We start from the raw sequence: 15153 nt of genomic DNA on the forward strand, positions 1-15153 counted from the left end.
AATCAGACCGGCGTTCTATGTATGAATATGATCTTGTTAGGTATCTATAGGCTCACCAGCGATAGCTGACACCACCCGTAACGGTCGAATAGCTGCCGCCGGCATCGACACCACCCTGGATGTCCTTGAAGTATCGGGCCTGCGAAAGGTCGTGATACAGGTATTCGACGCGGCCGCGGATGTTGTCCGTGAAGGCGTAGTCGAAGCCACCGCCAACGGCGTAGCCGAGGTTCGTGCGCGTGTCCTTCAGGGTGATGTTCGAGGCCGTCGTGACGCCGACGGCGTCCGTGGTCGTGCCCGCGAGACGGAAGTTCGCGGAGCCCTGGGCGATCGCCAGACCGCCGGTCACGTAGGGAAGGATCGGCAGATCGAGGCCGGCGAAACCGAGGCGCGCACGGACCGTGCCTTCGACGTCGAGCCCGGCCGAACCGGAGGCGAAGTAGTTGTTGACGCTGCCGTCGGCGGAATAGGAGAACGGGCCGGCCGACTTGCCGCGCAGGTTCACGTAGTTGATGTCGCCGATGCCGCCGACCACGACCGAGCCGACCTGATAGTCGAACCCGACGTGGCCGCCGCCGATGAAGCCGCTGTAGTCGCGGCCGTTGCGCAGAAGGCTACGGCTCACAGGGTCGGAACCGACGTCGAGGCGGCCGTCGAAGGCGCCGCCGACCTGGAAGCCGACGTAGGCGCCGGACCAGTCGATCAGGCCGCTGACGCGCGGGGCGACGCGCTCGATGGTCGGAGCGGGGGCGGCCAGCGTCGGCGCCTCCATGGGCACCTCCGGAACCGGAACGCCGAGATCGGCGGCATGTGCGGGAAGCGCGGCCGCGAAGGCGGCGGCGGCAGTCATCGTCAGAAGGAACGCCTTCATCGGTTCGAACTCCAGTCAGTGCTCTTGAAGGAACGGCACTGCTCTTTCATGGGCATCATTCCTTCGAGTTGGCAAGGCGCGAAGGTATGGAGGTCCATATTTTCTTGGAGGACACCCCAACGTCCATGATCGCGTGGCCGAACTGCCACGCATGGCCGCTCACCGGTACAGGAAGTCGAGCCGGCGCATGGAGGCCTGAAGAAACCAGTCGCCGACGATGTCTGCGAAGGCCTGTCGGTCGTGATAGCCGTAGGCCTTCAGGAACGCCGTGGTGACGGCCTTCACGTCGTCGAAACGCATCAGCTCCTTCGGTTCGGTCCTCGCCCTCTGCCCCGAGAACATGCTGGGCGAGGCGTCGCGGAGCATCGCAAGGTGCTTGTATCCCGGCGGCGTCTTGTTGAAGACATCCGCCCGGCGGTCGCCGTCCTGGCCGCTCGCGTCGAAATCGCCCTTGCCCGTCACCGCCAGGATCGGTCGGGTCATCCCGGACCATGAGTTCGCGTCGAGACCGAACGCGCCTTCGCCGTAGGGCGACAGCAGCGCGGCGCCGTAGAATCGCTGATCGGCCAGCGAGAGGGTTCGTCCGTCGCCGGATCGGGCGGACGCGCCCATCAGGAGCATGGCCGTGAACGCGCCGAGCCCGTGCCCGACGAGCAGGGGGCGTTCCGTCAGCGCCACCATGTTGACCGCGTTCGATACGACGGCCGCCTCGTCGAGCACCGATGCGCAGGCTCTCGCGCGCGCAGCCCACGCGTCGGCGTCGCCCGAGATGCCGCCCAGGTTCCAGGCGGCGCCGCCGTCCACTGCGGCGCTGCGGAGACGCAGCCCGCGCTCCATCAGGCTGTCGTCGTGGATCGGACAGGCCACGATGAAGCCGTGCGAGGCGAGGTGGCTGAGGAGCGACCGGTACACCTGCGGCTCGGAGAGCAGCCCGTGCGAGAAGACGACCAGCCGACCGGAGGGAGCGCCCAGCGGGTGGAAGATCAGGACCCGGGTTCCGCTCGCCGGAAGCGCCATGCCCACCGGCGCCTCCGTCGGGGCGTAGGAACCCTGGAGCGAGTACATCGCATAACGCGGGTCGGTGCTGGACGGCGGAGGTCTGAGGAAGTCGTCCGCCCGCGCGACCGAGAACGGAGCTGCCATGCAGGCGGCGGCGAAGCCGCGGCGCGTCAACGACATTGCAAGGAACCGGCATGAATTCGGAGGATCAGTAGCGCATTGCTTCGTTCCGCCGTCAACGACGGTCTTGACGGCGCTTCGGAACGGGGCAGGATCCGATCGATTGGAGATCCCGACGTGACGATCGCCCTCAGCGAATTCCTCGAGAGGTCCCAGGCGCCGACGACGTTCGGCCCGGGGCGCAGCGTCGACTGGATCGTCGACAATCCCGACGGCGGGGGTGCCCGGGCGACCATGGCCTGGGACGCGGCGGCCGGCCTGATCTCGGGAGGCGTCGTCGAGCGGGGGGCGGAGGAGCCGCTCATCCATTTCGAGGCGCGCGTCCTTTCGGACGAGGTGGACCTCAGAGGCGTCGACGATACGGGCGAGACCTCGTCGCCCGAGGATCCGCGGGGCGTGCTCGCCGGATTCCGCCGGCAGGTCCGCATGCTCCTGGCGTCGGGCCGCTGCAGGATCGTCGAGGCCTGACGGCGGGGATCAGACTCGTCCGGCGAACTCGACGACGCGCCCTCGGCCCCAGGCCCTGATCCCGGGGTCGTCGAACACGGTCGAGGCCACGTGCTCGGCAGCATCCAAGGCGTCGTCGACCACCCCGGCCCGCTCGGCCACCACGCCGGCGAGGTACAGCGAGGCCGCGACGCGCTTGCGGACCTCTCCCGGTGGCCCGGCGCTCTCCACGAGCCACGGTCCGCACAGGAACAAGCAGCGCGCGGCGATCGCGCAGGCGCCGATCTCCGCGGCCTCGGCCTCGAAGGGAATCCGCAGGACGGGCGGGTCCGTAGGCACCACGAGATCGGCGCCTCCTATGAGCGCCAGCACGCCACGCCTATCGGGAACGAGCTCCTCCACGCGCTCCATGAACCTGCGGGCTCCGAGCCCCACGTCGTCGATCCGTCGCGGCAGAGCCAGCGTCGCCTCGTCGGCGGCCGGCTCGTCGGCGCTGGCGCCGAGATCGACGAGACGTCCGTCCCGCCAACGCATGGCCGGTCCGGCCCCGACCTCGCGCCAGCACAGCGCTGACAGCAGGGTAGGATGCCGCTGGCGCCGGCCGGTGGCAAGGGCGCGGACGCTTTCCAGCACGTCGGGCAATCCGGTCACGAACGTTCTCCAGGTGATCGACCGGCATGTGCCGGCTTGGCACCGGTTAAGAAATCATGATAGCTCCATTCCATCGTTCGAAGGAATGGCATCTCGGCACCATGTCAACGAACCTCTCCCGTCGCTCCTTCATGCGGGGTCTCGCCTCGTGCGCGCTGGCACCCGCCGGTTCGTTGACGGGCCTACCGGTCGGGGCATTCGCTGCAGCGGCGCTGTCGATGCCGGCACTCGTCGCCCTCCTGACAGAGGACGCCAAGGCCGACGTCAAATCCATTCCTTTGCGGCTCCACAGCACGAACACCGGCGACAAGCTGTCGATCGACCTCTTCGTCGGATCCAACTGGAACCCCACCGGCCTCGTGCAGGCGGACTACATGCTTCGGGACTTCCGGCAGAACCTCGTGGTCCAGAACGATCGCCGGCTCTACGCGGCCCTGTACGTCCTGCAACGCGCCTTCGTCGGCGACGGCTTCGTGAAGGTGAACTCGGGCTTCCGCACGACGATCACGAACGAGATGCTGCGTCGGCAGGGCTACGGAGCGGCCCGCGAGTCGTTCCACACCAAGGCGCGCGCGGTCGACTATCTGATCCCCAATCCCAACGCGACGCTGCCGGAAATCGCCCGGGTCGCCAAGGGATTCCATATCGGCGCGGTAGCGCTGTACAACAACTTCATACACATGGACACCGGAAACCCGGACCGACACTGGGGTCTGAGCTACTGAATACGCTCAAGCGGTCGTATATAGGCACGCCAAAACGTGCCGATGCTAAGATCGGCGGCAGACGATGGCAAGCCCGGGTGTCCTGTCGCGGCACCCGCGATTGTAGGGCGCCCTGACGACGACACCCGTTCCGGACCTCGCCCTTTTCGAGGGCTCCCTATACCGTCCGGCCGAACGAGGTGCCGGCATGTCCTTCATGAACGCGTTCTTCCGGGTCGAACGACCCTTCCGGTTCTACCGGCAATTCGGTCAGAGCCCATCGAACACCTGGATCGGGTCGTCGCGCATCATCTCGAACGTCTACCACGCGCTGAACGCGCAGCCTGGCGACGAGATGCATGCCCTGGTGGGCGGACTGTTCGTCGCCGATCGCGTCGGCCCGGGCGGCACGCCGTCGGCCGCGCCGGCCCGGCTCTCGCCGCCCAAGCCTCCGCTCGAGAAGAGCTACGGCACGCTCCCCGACTCCGACACGCTCCGCGCCATGGCGAAGACCGGCCTGGTCCGGGAGATCCCGCGCAGCGAGGCGCGGCCGCTCGAGTATGCTTCGGTCCGAAACGCCGCCGGGCGGCAGCTGCAGGAGTATCACCCCGAGGTGGTCGAGCTCATGCCGTCTCCGGAGATGGTCGCATTCCGCGAGAGCATCGCCTCCTTCGCGCTCGGCCTCGACGACTACGGGGCGGAGGTACGGTGGCAGGACCACGTCGAGAACCCCGTCGTCCGGCTGAACGCGGTCGTCCCCGACCTGGGGAGACTCATGATCGAACGCGCGTACATACCCGGATACCACGTCCTCGACATACCGGATGCGGTCGCGCCGCCCTGGCCGGAGGGCACGCAGGACCGGGCCTGGAGCGGCCGGACCCTCAAGGCGGTGCCCAAGGGCGTCGACGTCGCCGACCTTCTGGTCGAGGTCTCGCTGAACCTGGATGCCGTGTTCTCGGCGAAGTTCGCCGCTGAGCAGGAGCGTGCGGGCCCGCGTCCCTGAACGAATGCCCGCGAACTCCTCTCGCGACCGACACTTCGAACAGATCGATAGACGACGATGATCCGCCTCGAACCCATCCGCCGTCTCGCATCCGACGTGGACGACCTGGAGCGCATGGTGCCCGATCTGGAGGGTGCCGCGCAGCAGCAGGAAGCCAACGAGATCATCGGACGGATCAGAGCCCTGCTCGCATCCGCCGACGCCGTGATCTCGACCGTCCTGCCCGCAGGCGCCGACGATCTGATCGACGACCCCGAAGGCGTTCTGGATCGCGTACGCGAACGCCTCGGAGAGGAGCCGGAGAGCCGCGCGCCCGGTCCGCGCTGACCGGCGCACCACTCCTTCCTTGCGCCTTGCGTCGATCCGTTATCTCTTCCCCTTGCGGAAGGATCGGAGCCGGGATCGTCGGCGTCCGTCCCGCAGCGGCCGTCACGCCGCGCACGGAGGGTTCGGGTATGATCGACGCCTTCTCCAATGCCGAGACCGGCCTCTCCCTGGCCCACGACCAGATCGAGCTCGACCGGGCCGAGACCGTCTTCGTCCGCACCGACGGACGCATGGCCATCCGCCTGGACGACGGTACCGTATCCCGCGTTCCGGGCCTCCTCGCTCCTTCGATGCGCGAACATCTGCGCGACGGGATGCAGGTCCGCCTGTTCCGCGTTCTGGGCCGCCACGTCGCCAGCCAGAACTTCGCCTGCCTCCGCCTCGCGGCTTCCTTCTGACGGAGATCGGACATGTCGGACAGCAGTGATCTCGACGAACTCCCGGTCGATGCCCTGAGCGGCACCGTCCAGATCCCGAAGTCGTTCCACGTACGCGAGCGCGACCGCGCCTACGACGACTGGACGCTCAGTATTTTCCGCGAGTACGTGCAGAATTCGATCGACTCCGGCGCCACGAGGATCGACATCTCGATCGCCTCCGCCGTGCCGAAGGGCTTCGATGGCCGACCGCCGGATGCGCGGAACGTGACGCGCCTCGTGTTCGAGGACGACGGCGGCGGGATGAGCCTGGACGTCCTCAACAAGGTGTACTTCCGCCTCGGCGAGACGACGAAGACCGGCGACGACTCGGTGGGCGGCTTCGGCCGCGCCCGGATCATGCAGAACTTCAGCCAGGTCCGCTACTCGGTGCGCACCCGGGATCTTCTGGTCGAGGGCGACGGCAGCGACTACCGCGGCTTCCGGATGAAGCAGGCGCATCGCGTCATGGAAGACTGGGCAGCCCGCACCCGCGAACGGGCGGCCGGCATGCCCCCGGGGGAGGAGCGCGATTTCGTCGAGGCCGCCGCGGAAGCCCGGCAACGAGACGCCATCGAGATGCGTGGCGACGACCGGTTCCTCAAGGGGTGCCGTTTCGAGGTCGATCTCGATCCGTCCACCGGAAAGAACAGCTGGTCGAAGCCGACCGTCGAACACATGCAGCGGCAGCTCGAGCAGTACCTTTCCCAGAGCGACCTGCGCTGCCGCGTCTTCATCGACGGCGTCGAGCGCGTCCGGCCGGCGAAGAAGCGGGAGGCCCGCAAGGACATCTTCGCCACCCTGGACCCGCAGGAGGTGCTCGACGCCTGGAAGGACAATCCCCGCATCAAGATCCTCGACAGGCCCGACGGCCGCAAGGACGTCGCCTTCGGCAAGATCCTGGTCTCGGAGGATGCCGGCAACGACCTGATCGTCCGCGTCTCCGGCGCATCGATGTTCAAACGGACGCTGTGGGACTCGCCGAAGAACCTCGTGATCGAGCTGGTGCCGGCGTTGGCCCGCGAGGTCATGACTTCGAACCGGGATTCGCTGAAGGAGCCGTACCAGCGCGCCGTCGACCATTTCCAGAAGCTGATGAGCACGGATGCCCGGGCCGCGCTCGAGAAGCGCGACGAGAAGCAGTTCACGGTGCTGTCGGGAGGGAAGGGGCGTCGCGTGGCGCGTCGCGCGGAGATGGACTTCTCCGTCGATTTCGCCGCCTCGGCCCTGTCCTCTCCGGGAGCGACGGAGTCCGGCGCGGGCGGTGCCGCCGCTCCGGCCCCGCAGGTGCAGAAGCGGACCTACGTCCGCTACAACAAGTACGATTTCGATGAATTCCTGAAGGGCGGGATCGGGGGTGTTCCCCATGCGGACTTCGCGGCCTTCTTCGACGCTCTGAGGAGGTCGACCGTTCTGGACGACACCTTCCTCGGTCGATGGGAGGATCCGCTCCAGGCCCGGAACTTCGTCACCACGCTGCAAAGGAACGGCGAGAGCGCTGCGCTCGAGGCCGCTGGCGGCGAGATGCTGGCCTTCCTCTGCAACGAGCTGCGCGAGCGGCGCGCCAAGGCCGACTTCGACGAATCCCGTCGTCATGCCGACAAGCTGAGCGATCTGCACGACGTTCCGATCCTGAAGGAGAACCTGAGGCCCGATGCCGATCGGCTGGGCGAGAAGGTCGCGAAGGAGCGGCGGACGAAGCTCCTGTCCGCGATCGGCCGGGCGGACCCGCGCGGCTGGGATCCGGCGAGCGGCAAGGGCATGCGCCCGCGCAAGATCCTGGCGATGTGGCAGGTCGCGATCGACGCCTGCGTCGATCTCCTGATGGAGACCCAGCCCCGCCAGAAGCCGTTCCCCTACGCGGCGGGCTTCTACTTCGCCCATCCGAAGTGGCAGCACCAGCCGCACACCGGCGAGGACGGGTGGTCGAACGCTCTGGCGATCTTCACGCGTCCGGACGATTCCGACGAGACGCGATACTTCCTTCTCAATCCGCTGAAGGACGAGGACTTCTCCCTCGCCTTCAACCCGTCCCAGGCGGCCGACCGCTCCGACATGGTCTCGCGCGCCATGCACGAGGTCGCGCACGTCGTGGCACCGGACGCGCACAACGAGCGCTTCGCCGGCGCCCTGACGTTCATGCTAGGCAAGATGACGCCGAGCTGGATCCGGGAGGTCAACCGCTCGATGGACGCGGCGATCTCGGCCGTCGATGCCGTCTATGCCGGAGCCCGGACCCGGGTGCAGCCGCTCGACGACGAACCCGGGCCGCGTCCCGGGGACGTGCTGATGGAGGCGCTCCCGCGCGAGGCCGCCCAGGTCCTCGCCATCATGGCTCCCGACGGGACGCGCGAACTGGACTGCGACCGTATCGACATGCTGGAATCCGCCCTCGTCGGCCGGGAGCCGGCGGACGTCTTCGCGCAGCCGGACGAACCGGTCGCGCCGCGGCCGGGGATATAGAGGCGTCGATGCGCGGACCGAGGATCGAGATCGGCGGGCCGGGCGAGGCGACCCGCCTCGTCGTGACATACACCGACGGCACCAACCACAAGTTCACGTCGGACCTGGTGCTGGCCGGGCGCATCACCGCCGAACAGGCGGCCGCGCTCGTCGACAAGCTGGCGCCCGGAGGCGAGTTCGTCCCCCGGGACGTCGGAATGCCAATGCTCCAGAGGCTCGCCAACGGCTTCTGGCACTCGTCCGACCACGCTTGGCATACGCTCGACGAGATCGCCACCACCACGGACGCCCCGACCTCGGACGTCGATCTGGCCGCCCTGCTTCACCGCTGGGCGGCCGTGGACGAATGGGATCCGGACGCGGCCGAGGCCGAACTCGCCGACGAGCTCGGTCCCGCGCCTGACGGGGACGAGGAGGAAGACGACGACGAGGAGCGGACCGTGTCGGCTCCCGCGCCTTGAGGACGAAGACGCCATGGCCGACATCCAGACGTACATCGACGCCGCCGAGGCCCGCGGCCGCGGAAGCAGGGGTGAACTCGACGCGCTGAAGTCGATCGTCACGACCGCCGCCGCGCTGCTCGACCAGGAGGCGCGCGCCGCCGTCGCGGCGGACGACGAGGTCGGCGACAATCTCGAATTCAACCTCCACGACACGCAGGTCGGGCTGGATCGGACCGATCCGGCGACCTGGCTGCTGGCCGCGGAGCAGCACGGGTCGGACGAGGATCCCGACCACGAGTTCGGCGATCTGCAGGCACTCGCCCGCGCGGCCTGGAGCCGGATGGGCCCGGAGGAGATGGCGCGGTTCGAAGAGTCCGCGATCGCCAGGGATCTCGCCCCTGCCGCCGGACCGACGGTCTGAAGTCAGAGATCGAACAGCCGGCCCGCCTCGTTCGCGAGGGCGGTGCCGGCCTGATGGTATCCGGCGACGGTCTGCATGCTCCGGTGGCCGGAGAGCTGCATCGCATCGAAGATGCTCTTCCCCTGCCGGCCGCTCTCCGTGATGAAGCCCGACCTGAGGCTGTGCCCCCCGTAGGCCCTGGCATCCAGGCCGGCCGCTGCGGCCCGACGCTGGACGACTCGGGCCACGGCCCGGCCGTTGAGCGGCGTCCGCCCGATGTTGCCGTGCCGGTCGACCGCCCGGAAGATCGGCCCGTCCGCCTCGCCTACCAGCGCGAGCCAGGCCCTCAACGCCACCGCGGCCCGGCCGGCGACAGGAACCGTCCGATCCGAGCCTTCCTGCTCGGTCTTGGTGATGCCCAGGCGATAGACGTATTCGCCGTCGATCTCCTCGAGGTTCTCGATCCGCGCCTCGACGACCTCCGAGCGGCGCCGTCCGCCCGACGCGAAGGCGAACAGGATCATCGCGTCGTCGCGCACGTCGGCGGCCGACGGCGCCGACCTGTTCGCCAGCAGCGCCTGGACGGTCTCGCGTAGCGCCGCCTTCTTCTTCCTCGGTCGCTGACCGCGGCGGGCCGCCGCCTGGCGTGCGCGCCGCATGACGTCCCGGACAGGGCCGTCGGCGAGAGGCGAGCGGAATCCGGCGGTGCGATGCCAGGACGCGACGGCCGCCATCTTCCTGCTGACCGTCGCGATCCGCGGCAGGCCGGCCCGCATCTTCACGCCGGCGGCGACCAGGGCCGCGTCGACCTGCTCGGGCAGCCCTTCCACGTGGTCGACCACGAACCGGACCAGGATGTCGGTTCGGATCGGCAACGACGGCTCGCCGAAGCCCGAGATCTCGAACCAGGAGCGGAAGTAGCGCAGATCCGCCGCGTAGCTGCGGCGGGTGTTGGGCGGCGTGCCGTCGTCGACGAGGCGCGAGAAGCGGGCGCGGATCTCCGGCGCGGCCAGGGCGTGCGCCTGGGCCGGATCCGTCTCGACGACCATGGCAAGCGAGCCTGCCGACACCACTAACCTCCTGCGATCAAAGGAGGATGAGTCGGCGGTCCGAGACGCGCAAGGGCGCGTCGGAAGATCGGTCGGAAACCGCCCGCAAGGAACCTTAAGCCGCGTAACGTTCCGTTAACGAGCATCGATTATCAGGCTTAACGGAAGCCGAATCCGACGCTAGAACCCGCCGGCCCGACACCCGAAGGCCTCCGGGCCCGGCCCCCGAACCTGGGGGCCTATAAGGGTATTTATCGGCCCCTAGGGTCGTTAACCGCGTCGCGCACGTCCCCGAAAATGGGGGCTTTTCCGCCGTCCGAAGCGCCGCTATAACCAGTTCCAGTTTCTGAACTGATCCTACTAAACGGAACACAAGAGACGTTTCGTTCTCTTGCGACCGTCGGGGCCCACCCCTTTTTCCAGGGCTTCGATGGCGGCGTTCCAAAGGCGGACTTCCGTTGGTCGCCGGGCTTTCACTCCCGGCCGACTGTCGGGACGCACAGGCGTCACGACCGACCGCGCTTCTGCGCGCGTCGAAACGACATCGGAAACTCACCCGTCTTTGCGAGCATGCAGCGTCCGCCCCCTCGGGGTCCGTGCGTCTGCGACCGGCCGTTGGCGATTTTCAAGCCCGTCTGCTCATCTCCAATCAGTCATAAGAACAGGACTTGTTCCGATGCCGATTCTTTCCGTTGTTCCCGCTTCCGCCACCATCGCCAACGCCGCCAACACGAACTCCGCGAGCCTCATGCCCGAGGCGATCCGCATCCTGAGCGCCACCTTCCGCGAGATGATCGCGCCGCAGTCGGCCTCCTTCCACGTCGTGGCGGTCGAGGGTGCCGCCGTCACCCACCGCACCGCCCGCGCCGGCGACAACGCTGTCCCCTCCGCCAGCACCGGCGACATCATCGTCGAGGTCGGCCACGACATGGACCTCGAGGCCCTGGCCCGCTCCGGCACGCTCAGCGACCTCGTCTGCGCACGCATCATCGGCAAGGTCCTGCACGAGCGCGAGGCGGACGCCCGTCACGCCGGCGTCGAGGGAGCCTTCCTCTTCACCTCCGCCGCGATGCTGCTGCTGCTGTCCAATCGCGACGACTGGCGCATGGAGGCGGGCCCGAACGAGCTTGAGCACTCCTATCTCTACGACGCGATCCTCGACTACGCCTTCTACCGGACCTACGAGGAGGTCGATGGCCGCCGCAACCTCCAGAACCTCTTCGACTTCGAGACCCGGGTGAAGACGGAGAAGGCCGTGCTGGAGCGTCTGGTCGTCGACCTGTTCGAGGACAGCCTGCAGGGCTGGTACCCGCTGCCCCACCTCACGACCACGATCGGCCAGAGCGTCATGGAGCTCGTCGAGCGCGGCCACGCCCTGACCGGCCAGGAGATCCGTCCGGCTCCCCAGATGGCCGCCTTCGCCTGAGACCAGAAAATCGGACATCCACGAGGAGCCCGGGCCATGCGCCCGGGCTCTTTGCGTTTGAAGGAGTGGATCGGCCTCGAAGGAACGGCTCGACAAGCCCTCTGATCCGGGTCATCTCGGATGGGTGACCCTCGCGATCGAATCCTCTCCTTCAACGGCGCTTCGTCAGGCGGTCTTCCAGGCCGGACGTGCCTCGGCCGCCTACGACGCCTCCGGACTCGCCGGGCCGGTCGACGCCCTCCGTCGCCGGCGCGAGGCGCTCTACGCGACCGAGGCGGAGGGGTTCGCTCCGGTCGGCATGACGGAGCTTTGCCGGATCCTATCGGAGGATGCGGCCACCCACGTCGAGAAGAATGCCCGCTTCGCGAGGGCCGCGCACGGAGCACTCCTCCGTGAACGGGGGCTCAGGGGCGCGACCCTTGGGCCGGTCGAACTCTTCGACATGGCCGACGATCTGGCGACGGGCATCCTCGGCGGAGGCCGGTCGCTCCGGCCCGATCCCGAGGACCCCTCCGCGAGCCGCGCGGAGACGGCGGCGGATCTGCAGTCGATCGTCCAGGCGATGTCCGAGGCGCTGGTCGAGGCCGAGCGGACCGCCGAGCCGGCCGACGCCGCCGAATTCCTCCGGTGGATCTACCGGCGCCCGGAACTCAATCAGGCCGACCGTCACGCCCGCCGTCTGGTGCGGCTGCTCTCCCTGCGTCTGTCCGAACGGACGATCGGCTTCCCCGCCGGCCTCTCGCGCGGCATCGCGCAGAACCGGTCGGCACTCAAGGACGCCGCCGAGGATCGCGACGGCTTCCATTCCGTCCTCTTCGCCCACTGGCGCGCGGACCTCGAGGCTGCGGCCCGGCAGATCGGCGACGTGGAACGGCTGCGCCGCAACCTCCTGGCCGACGTCAACCGACGCTACCGCCGCCGCTCCCCGCTGATCGAGCCTACGGTCGACTACCTCCTCTCGCACCCGGTCTCCTCCATCGGCAACGCGGCCAGGACGCTCGCCATCACCGGCCGCGGAGCAGGGCTGATCTTCCTCAGGTTGAAGGCCGCCGGCATCCTCGAGCAGCGCGACGACAAGCAGAAGAACCGCACGTTCGTCTGTCCCCGGGCGGCCGAGGCGGTGTGATGGCGACCGAGCTCGCGACCGTGTTCGGAATGGTCGAGACCGCGCTGGCCTCCCTGCGGGCCCTCTCGCCGACGCTCTCCGGCGATGCCGTGACCTTCCTCGACGTCATCGTCACGGCCGACGACGAGGACCTCGTCGTCGAGGCGGTCGGCGGCGACGGCGAGAGCCTCGTACCGGTCGGGCGCGTCCCGCGCTCCGTTCCGGGCGACGCGGCGAAGCTCGCCCTCAACCACGCGATCGCGCGGCTCGTGTCGCGGGCGACCGAACTGGCGGAGACGGGACGATGAAGCACCTGCTCGCGGCGGCGGCCGCGATTGCCGTCCTCCTGGCGCCGGTCCAGGGCAAGGCGGAGACCCGCGAGTTCGCCAAGCTCCGCAACGCCGTGCTCGACGGCGCGCATCGGGGCGCGATCGTCGATGCCTACGCGTCCGCCAGGAGCGTCGCCGCCGGCCGCTACGCCATGGACGGAAGCTTCCTCGCGGGCATGATCGCCTTCCGGTACTTGAACCGGCCCGACATCGCGGCCGAGCATTTCAAGCAGATGGCGCTGCTGACCGACGAGCCGGCCGAGAAGTCCAAGGCCGGCTTCTGGCTCGGCAGGGCGCTTGCCGCCATGGGCCGCGCGGACGACGCCAGGAAGGCCTATCTCGCCTCGGCGCAGCACGCGCACACCTTCTACGGCCAGGCCGCCGCGGCCAGGACGGGCGTGAAGATCGAGCTGCCCGCGGCCGCCCGCCGGCTGGCGACCGCGACCGACATCCAGGCGGCGCTCGCGACGCCGGAAGGCCAGCTCGCGCGCGCCGCCCAGGTCGCCGGCAACAAGGCCGTCAGGAACGCGGCGCTGAAGCGCATCTCCGCGGGGGACGCGCGCCGCCTCGTCATCGGCTGCGGCGTCGCCAGCGAGATCGGAGCCTACGACTTCGCCGTCGACATGGCGCGCCAGGGCGAGCGGAGCGGCATCTCGCTGGTGGACTGCGGCTGGCCCCAGGTGAAGGTCGGCTGGACCGATCCGCGGGGGCCGCGCGAGCTCGTCTGGGCCGTCGCGCGCGAGGAGTCCAAGTTCGACCAGATCCAGCAGAGCGGGAAGGGCGCGCAGGGCTTCATGCAGGTGATGCCCGGGACCGCGCAGCACATCGGACGGCGCGCCGGCATCGCCATCGATCCCGTGCAGATGCGGATCAACCGAGACTACAACGTCGCCGTCGGTTCGAACTATCTCGCGGGCCTGCTCGCCCAGTTCGCCGGAAATCCGGTCCTTGCCGTTGCGGCGTACAATGCCGGTCCGCAACGGGTGAACGAGTGGCTGGCCGCCCGGGGCGATCCCCGGACCGGAGCCGTCGACGTCGTCGACTGGATCGAGGAGATCCCGTTCTCGGAGACGCGCAACTACGTGAAGAAGGTGGTCGCCAACTACGTGGTGTACCTAGCGAAGGGGAGGGTGCAGTCCGCCGATGCCGGCAGGTAGCGTCGGTTCGCCGGAGCGAGGTCGTCCTCGACGGTCGTGAGCCCGGGCGCCGGCACGCCACCGCTGGCGGTCGGATTCGCCGATCGTCCGATCCGATCGCGCCGTCGGACTACCAGCGCCTGACCGTCGGTGAAGCCGGCGGCTCCTGGTCCGGTTCGGCCGCGAGGCTGGCGGCATGAGGGGTAGGAGTGGTGGCGGGCGCATACGCCATGGCGTTGGCCGCCCGACCCGGTCTTGCCGACGCGTAGAAGTCGTCTTCGACGGTGACGACCGCGGGGCCCGACGCGTAGGTCGCCAGGGCAGGCGGGATGCGCAGTCCCGTCGGGCGCTCTGCGGGCGGAGCCGGCGGCTGGGCCGGCTCGGGAACGGGTATCGGCGCGGCGGCGATCGGCGCCGGCGCGGCGGGCGTCGCGGCCGCGGGGCGCGGCTCGAACAGCGAAGCGAAGATGCTCCGTTCGGCCGGCTTGGGCTGCGAGGAGGGTTGGGGAAGGCCGGCGGCTGCGTTCTCCGCGACCTGGGATTCGGAGGCCTGGACGTGATCGCGTCCCGCGCGGATGGAGGCGACGACGTCGGCCGGGATGGGCTCCCCGACGCGGCCCGACGGGACGAACCGCGACGTGGGAAGTGGTGCCGAAGCCAGGAGCGTGGCAGGCGACGAACGGTCGGCCTCGATGTCGAGGGCGAGGTGACGCCGGTCGAACGAGATGCGGGCGCCCTGGACGGAACCCGTCGTGGGTATCACGCCGCCGAGGGACTGCGAGAGCTTCTCCTGGTCCGCGTCCGGAACGAGCCGGGCCACCGCTTCGGGGTCCTGCAGGACGATCCGGTCGCGGCCCAGCCTCGCGACCGCCATGCCCACCTTCCGGCCGCCGCTCCGGACAGCCAGGACCGTGCCGACGGCCTGCCGGTCGACCGCCTTGGCCTTCTGCGGGTCGTCCGGATCCAGGCCGGCCACCGCGAAGATCCTCTGGACCTCGGCGTCGACCTTCGACGTGCCTGCAACCTGCTGGTTCCGGACATCCGGCTGCAGGCCGACGGACGGACCGCCCTGCGGCACGCAACCGGCGAGAAGGGCTGCCGCGGATGCGGTCGCCAATGGTCGGAAGAGCGGCTTCATCGGTTCCGTGCGTCCGCTCCATTCCTTCGCATCCCTGCGACCACATCACGGAACGGGCTCGCG

General features: G+C 68.9%; 17 protein-coding genes. 12 read left to right on the forward strand and 5 right to left on the reverse strand.

What is annotated here, in order from left to right; genetic code table 11:
* Window positions 1-52: 52 nt before the first annotated feature.
* The gene (locus tag PQI07_RS30710) at window positions 53-871 is read right to left on the reverse strand and encodes an outer membrane protein (RefSeq protein ID WP_274928681.1); all 819 of its coding nucleotides are present in this window, start codon (window positions 869-871) and stop codon (window positions 53-55) included.
* A 159-nt stretch (window positions 872-1030) separates the two neighbouring features.
* Window positions 1031-2050 carry an alpha/beta hydrolase family protein gene (locus PQI07_RS30715; RefSeq protein WP_274928682.1) on the reverse strand — a complete coding sequence of 340 codons (1020 nt, stop codon included), beginning with the start codon at window positions 2048-2050 and terminating at the stop codon, window positions 1031-1033.
* A gap of 117 nt (window positions 2051-2167) precedes the next feature.
* Here PQI07_RS30715 and PQI07_RS30720 point away from each other — a divergent pair, with 117 nt between their 5' ends.
* A complete protein-coding gene (locus PQI07_RS30720; RefSeq protein ID WP_274928683.1) occupies window positions 2168-2518 on the forward strand; it encodes a hypothetical protein in 351 nt (116 codons plus the stop codon).
* A gap of 9 nt (window positions 2519-2527) precedes the next feature.
* On the opposite strand, the gene PQI07_RS30725 is transcribed toward PQI07_RS30720, so the two are convergent.
* Complete coding sequence (locus PQI07_RS30725) at window positions 2528-3148, reverse strand: hypothetical protein (protein WP_274928684.1); 621 nt, start codon at window positions 3146-3148, stop codon at window positions 2528-2530.
* Window positions 3149-3366: 218 nt separating this feature from the next.
* Between PQI07_RS30725 and PQI07_RS30730 the strand changes: the two genes are divergently transcribed.
* The 7 genes from PQI07_RS30730 to PQI07_RS30760 all read left to right on the forward strand — a co-directional run bounded on the left by PQI07_RS30730 (window position 3367) and on the right by PQI07_RS30760 (window position 8928).
* Window positions 3367-3873, forward strand: a complete 507-nt coding sequence (locus PQI07_RS30730; protein WP_274928685.1) for a YcbK family protein — start codon at window positions 3367-3369, stop codon at window positions 3871-3873.
* 187 nt (window positions 3874-4060) lie between these two features.
* Complete coding sequence (locus PQI07_RS30735) at window positions 4061-4858, forward strand: hypothetical protein (protein WP_274928686.1); 798 nt, start codon at window positions 4061-4063, stop codon at window positions 4856-4858.
* Window positions 4859-4915: 57 nt separating this feature from the next.
* Window positions 4916-5185, forward strand: coding sequence for a hypothetical protein (locus PQI07_RS30740; protein WP_274928687.1), 270 nt, complete (start codon window positions 4916-4918; stop codon window positions 5183-5185).
* 128 nt (window positions 5186-5313) lie between these two features.
* Window positions 5314-5583, forward strand: a complete 270-nt coding sequence (locus PQI07_RS30745; protein WP_274928688.1) for a hypothetical protein — start codon at window positions 5314-5316, stop codon at window positions 5581-5583.
* A 12-nt stretch (window positions 5584-5595) separates the two neighbouring features.
* Window positions 5596-8064, forward strand: coding sequence for an ATP-binding protein (locus PQI07_RS30750; protein ID WP_274928689.1), 2469 nt, complete (start codon window positions 5596-5598; stop codon window positions 8062-8064).
* Window positions 8065-8072: 8 nt separating this feature from the next.
* A complete protein-coding gene (locus tag PQI07_RS30755; protein ID WP_274928690.1) occupies window positions 8073-8525 on the forward strand; it encodes a hypothetical protein in 453 nt (150 codons plus the stop codon).
* A gap of 13 nt (window positions 8526-8538) precedes the next feature.
* Window positions 8539-8928 (forward strand): hypothetical protein, encoded by a 390-nt coding sequence (locus PQI07_RS30760; RefSeq protein ID WP_274928691.1) that lies wholly within the window; start codon window positions 8539-8541, stop codon window positions 8926-8928.
* A gap of 2 nt (window positions 8929-8930) precedes the next feature.
* Here the strand turns inward: PQI07_RS30760 and PQI07_RS30765 are convergent, their stop codons facing one another.
* Window positions 8931-9977 carry a tyrosine-type recombinase/integrase gene (locus PQI07_RS30765; RefSeq protein WP_274928692.1) on the reverse strand — a complete coding sequence of 349 codons (1047 nt, stop codon included), beginning with the start codon at window positions 9975-9977 and terminating at the stop codon, window positions 8931-8933.
* A 655-nt stretch (window positions 9978-10632) separates the two neighbouring features.
* Between PQI07_RS30765 and PQI07_RS30770 the strand changes: the two genes are divergently transcribed.
* From PQI07_RS30770 to PQI07_RS30785, 4 genes are all read left to right on the forward strand, one after another.
* Complete coding sequence (locus PQI07_RS30770; RefSeq protein ID WP_274928693.1) at window positions 10633-11382, forward strand: hypothetical protein; 750 nt, start codon at window positions 10633-10635, stop codon at window positions 11380-11382.
* 124 nt (window positions 11383-11506) lie between these two features.
* Window positions 11507-12508, forward strand: a complete 1002-nt coding sequence (locus PQI07_RS30775; protein WP_274928694.1) for a hypothetical protein — start codon at window positions 11507-11509, stop codon at window positions 12506-12508.
* Window positions 12508-12795, forward strand: coding sequence for a hypothetical protein (locus PQI07_RS30780; RefSeq protein WP_274928695.1), 288 nt, complete (start codon window positions 12508-12510; stop codon window positions 12793-12795). The genes PQI07_RS30775 and PQI07_RS30780 overlap by 1 nt, the downstream gene beginning before the upstream one ends.
* A complete protein-coding gene (locus tag PQI07_RS30785) occupies window positions 12792-13973 on the forward strand; it encodes a lytic transglycosylase domain-containing protein (protein ID WP_274928696.1) in 1182 nt (393 codons plus the stop codon). The genes PQI07_RS30780 and PQI07_RS30785 overlap by 4 nt, the downstream gene beginning before the upstream one ends.
* 109 nt (window positions 13974-14082) lie before the next feature.
* Here PQI07_RS30785 and PQI07_RS30790 read toward each other — a convergent pair whose 3' ends face one another.
* Window positions 14083-15090 (reverse strand): hypothetical protein, encoded by a 1008-nt coding sequence (locus PQI07_RS30790; RefSeq protein WP_274928697.1) that lies wholly within the window; start codon window positions 15088-15090, stop codon window positions 14083-14085.
* Window positions 15091-15153: the final 63 nt, after the last annotated feature.

Origin of the sequence: Methylobacterium sp. 092160098-2 (genome assembly GCF_028920805.1) — a bacterium.
Lineage (GTDB): Bacteria > Pseudomonadota > Alphaproteobacteria > Rhizobiales > Beijerinckiaceae > Methylobacterium > Methylobacterium fujisawaense.

What these genes read in the sequence shown, in the direction of transcription:
- PQI07_RS30770 (WP_274928693.1), top strand. Translation starts at nt 10,633, where the DNA reads ATGCCGATTCTTTCCGTTGTTCCCGCTTCCGCCACCATCGCCAACGCC.
- PQI07_RS30740 (WP_274928687.1), top strand. Translation starts at nt 4,916, where the DNA reads ATGATCCGCCTCGAACCCATCCGCCGTCTCGCATCCGACGTGGACGAC.
- PQI07_RS30755 (WP_274928690.1), top strand. Translation starts at nt 8,073, where the DNA reads ATGCGCGGACCGAGGATCGAGATCGGCGGGCCGGGCGAGGCGACCCGC.
- PQI07_RS30785 (WP_274928696.1), top strand. Translation starts at nt 12,792, where the DNA reads ATGAAGCACCTGCTCGCGGCGGCGGCCGCGATTGCCGTCCTCCTGGCG.
- PQI07_RS30760 (WP_274928691.1), top strand. Translation starts at nt 8,539, where the DNA reads ATGGCCGACATCCAGACGTACATCGACGCCGCCGAGGCCCGCGGCCGC.
- PQI07_RS30745 (WP_274928688.1), top strand. Translation starts at nt 5,314, where the DNA reads ATGATCGACGCCTTCTCCAATGCCGAGACCGGCCTCTCCCTGGCCCAC.
- PQI07_RS30730 (WP_274928685.1), top strand. Translation starts at nt 3,367, where the DNA reads ATGCCGGCACTCGTCGCCCTCCTGACAGAGGACGCCAAGGCCGACGTC.
- PQI07_RS30790 (WP_274928697.1), bottom strand. Translation starts at nt 15,090, where the DNA reads ATGAAGCCGCTCTTCCGACCATTGGCGACCGCATCCGCGGCAGCCCTT.
- PQI07_RS30710 (WP_274928681.1), bottom strand. Translation starts at nt 871, where the DNA reads ATGAAGGCGTTCCTTCTGACGATGACTGCCGCCGCCGCCTTCGCGGCC.
- PQI07_RS30780 (WP_274928695.1), top strand. Translation starts at nt 12,508, where the DNA reads ATGGCGACCGAGCTCGCGACCGTGTTCGGAATGGTCGAGACCGCGCTG.
- PQI07_RS30715 (WP_274928682.1), bottom strand. Translation starts at nt 2,050, where the DNA reads ATGTCGTTGACGCGCCGCGGCTTCGCCGCCGCCTGCATGGCAGCTCCG.
- PQI07_RS30750 (WP_274928689.1), top strand. Translation starts at nt 5,596, where the DNA reads ATGTCGGACAGCAGTGATCTCGACGAACTCCCGGTCGATGCCCTGAGC.
- PQI07_RS30735 (WP_274928686.1), top strand. Translation starts at nt 4,061, where the DNA reads ATGTCCTTCATGAACGCGTTCTTCCGGGTCGAACGACCCTTCCGGTTC.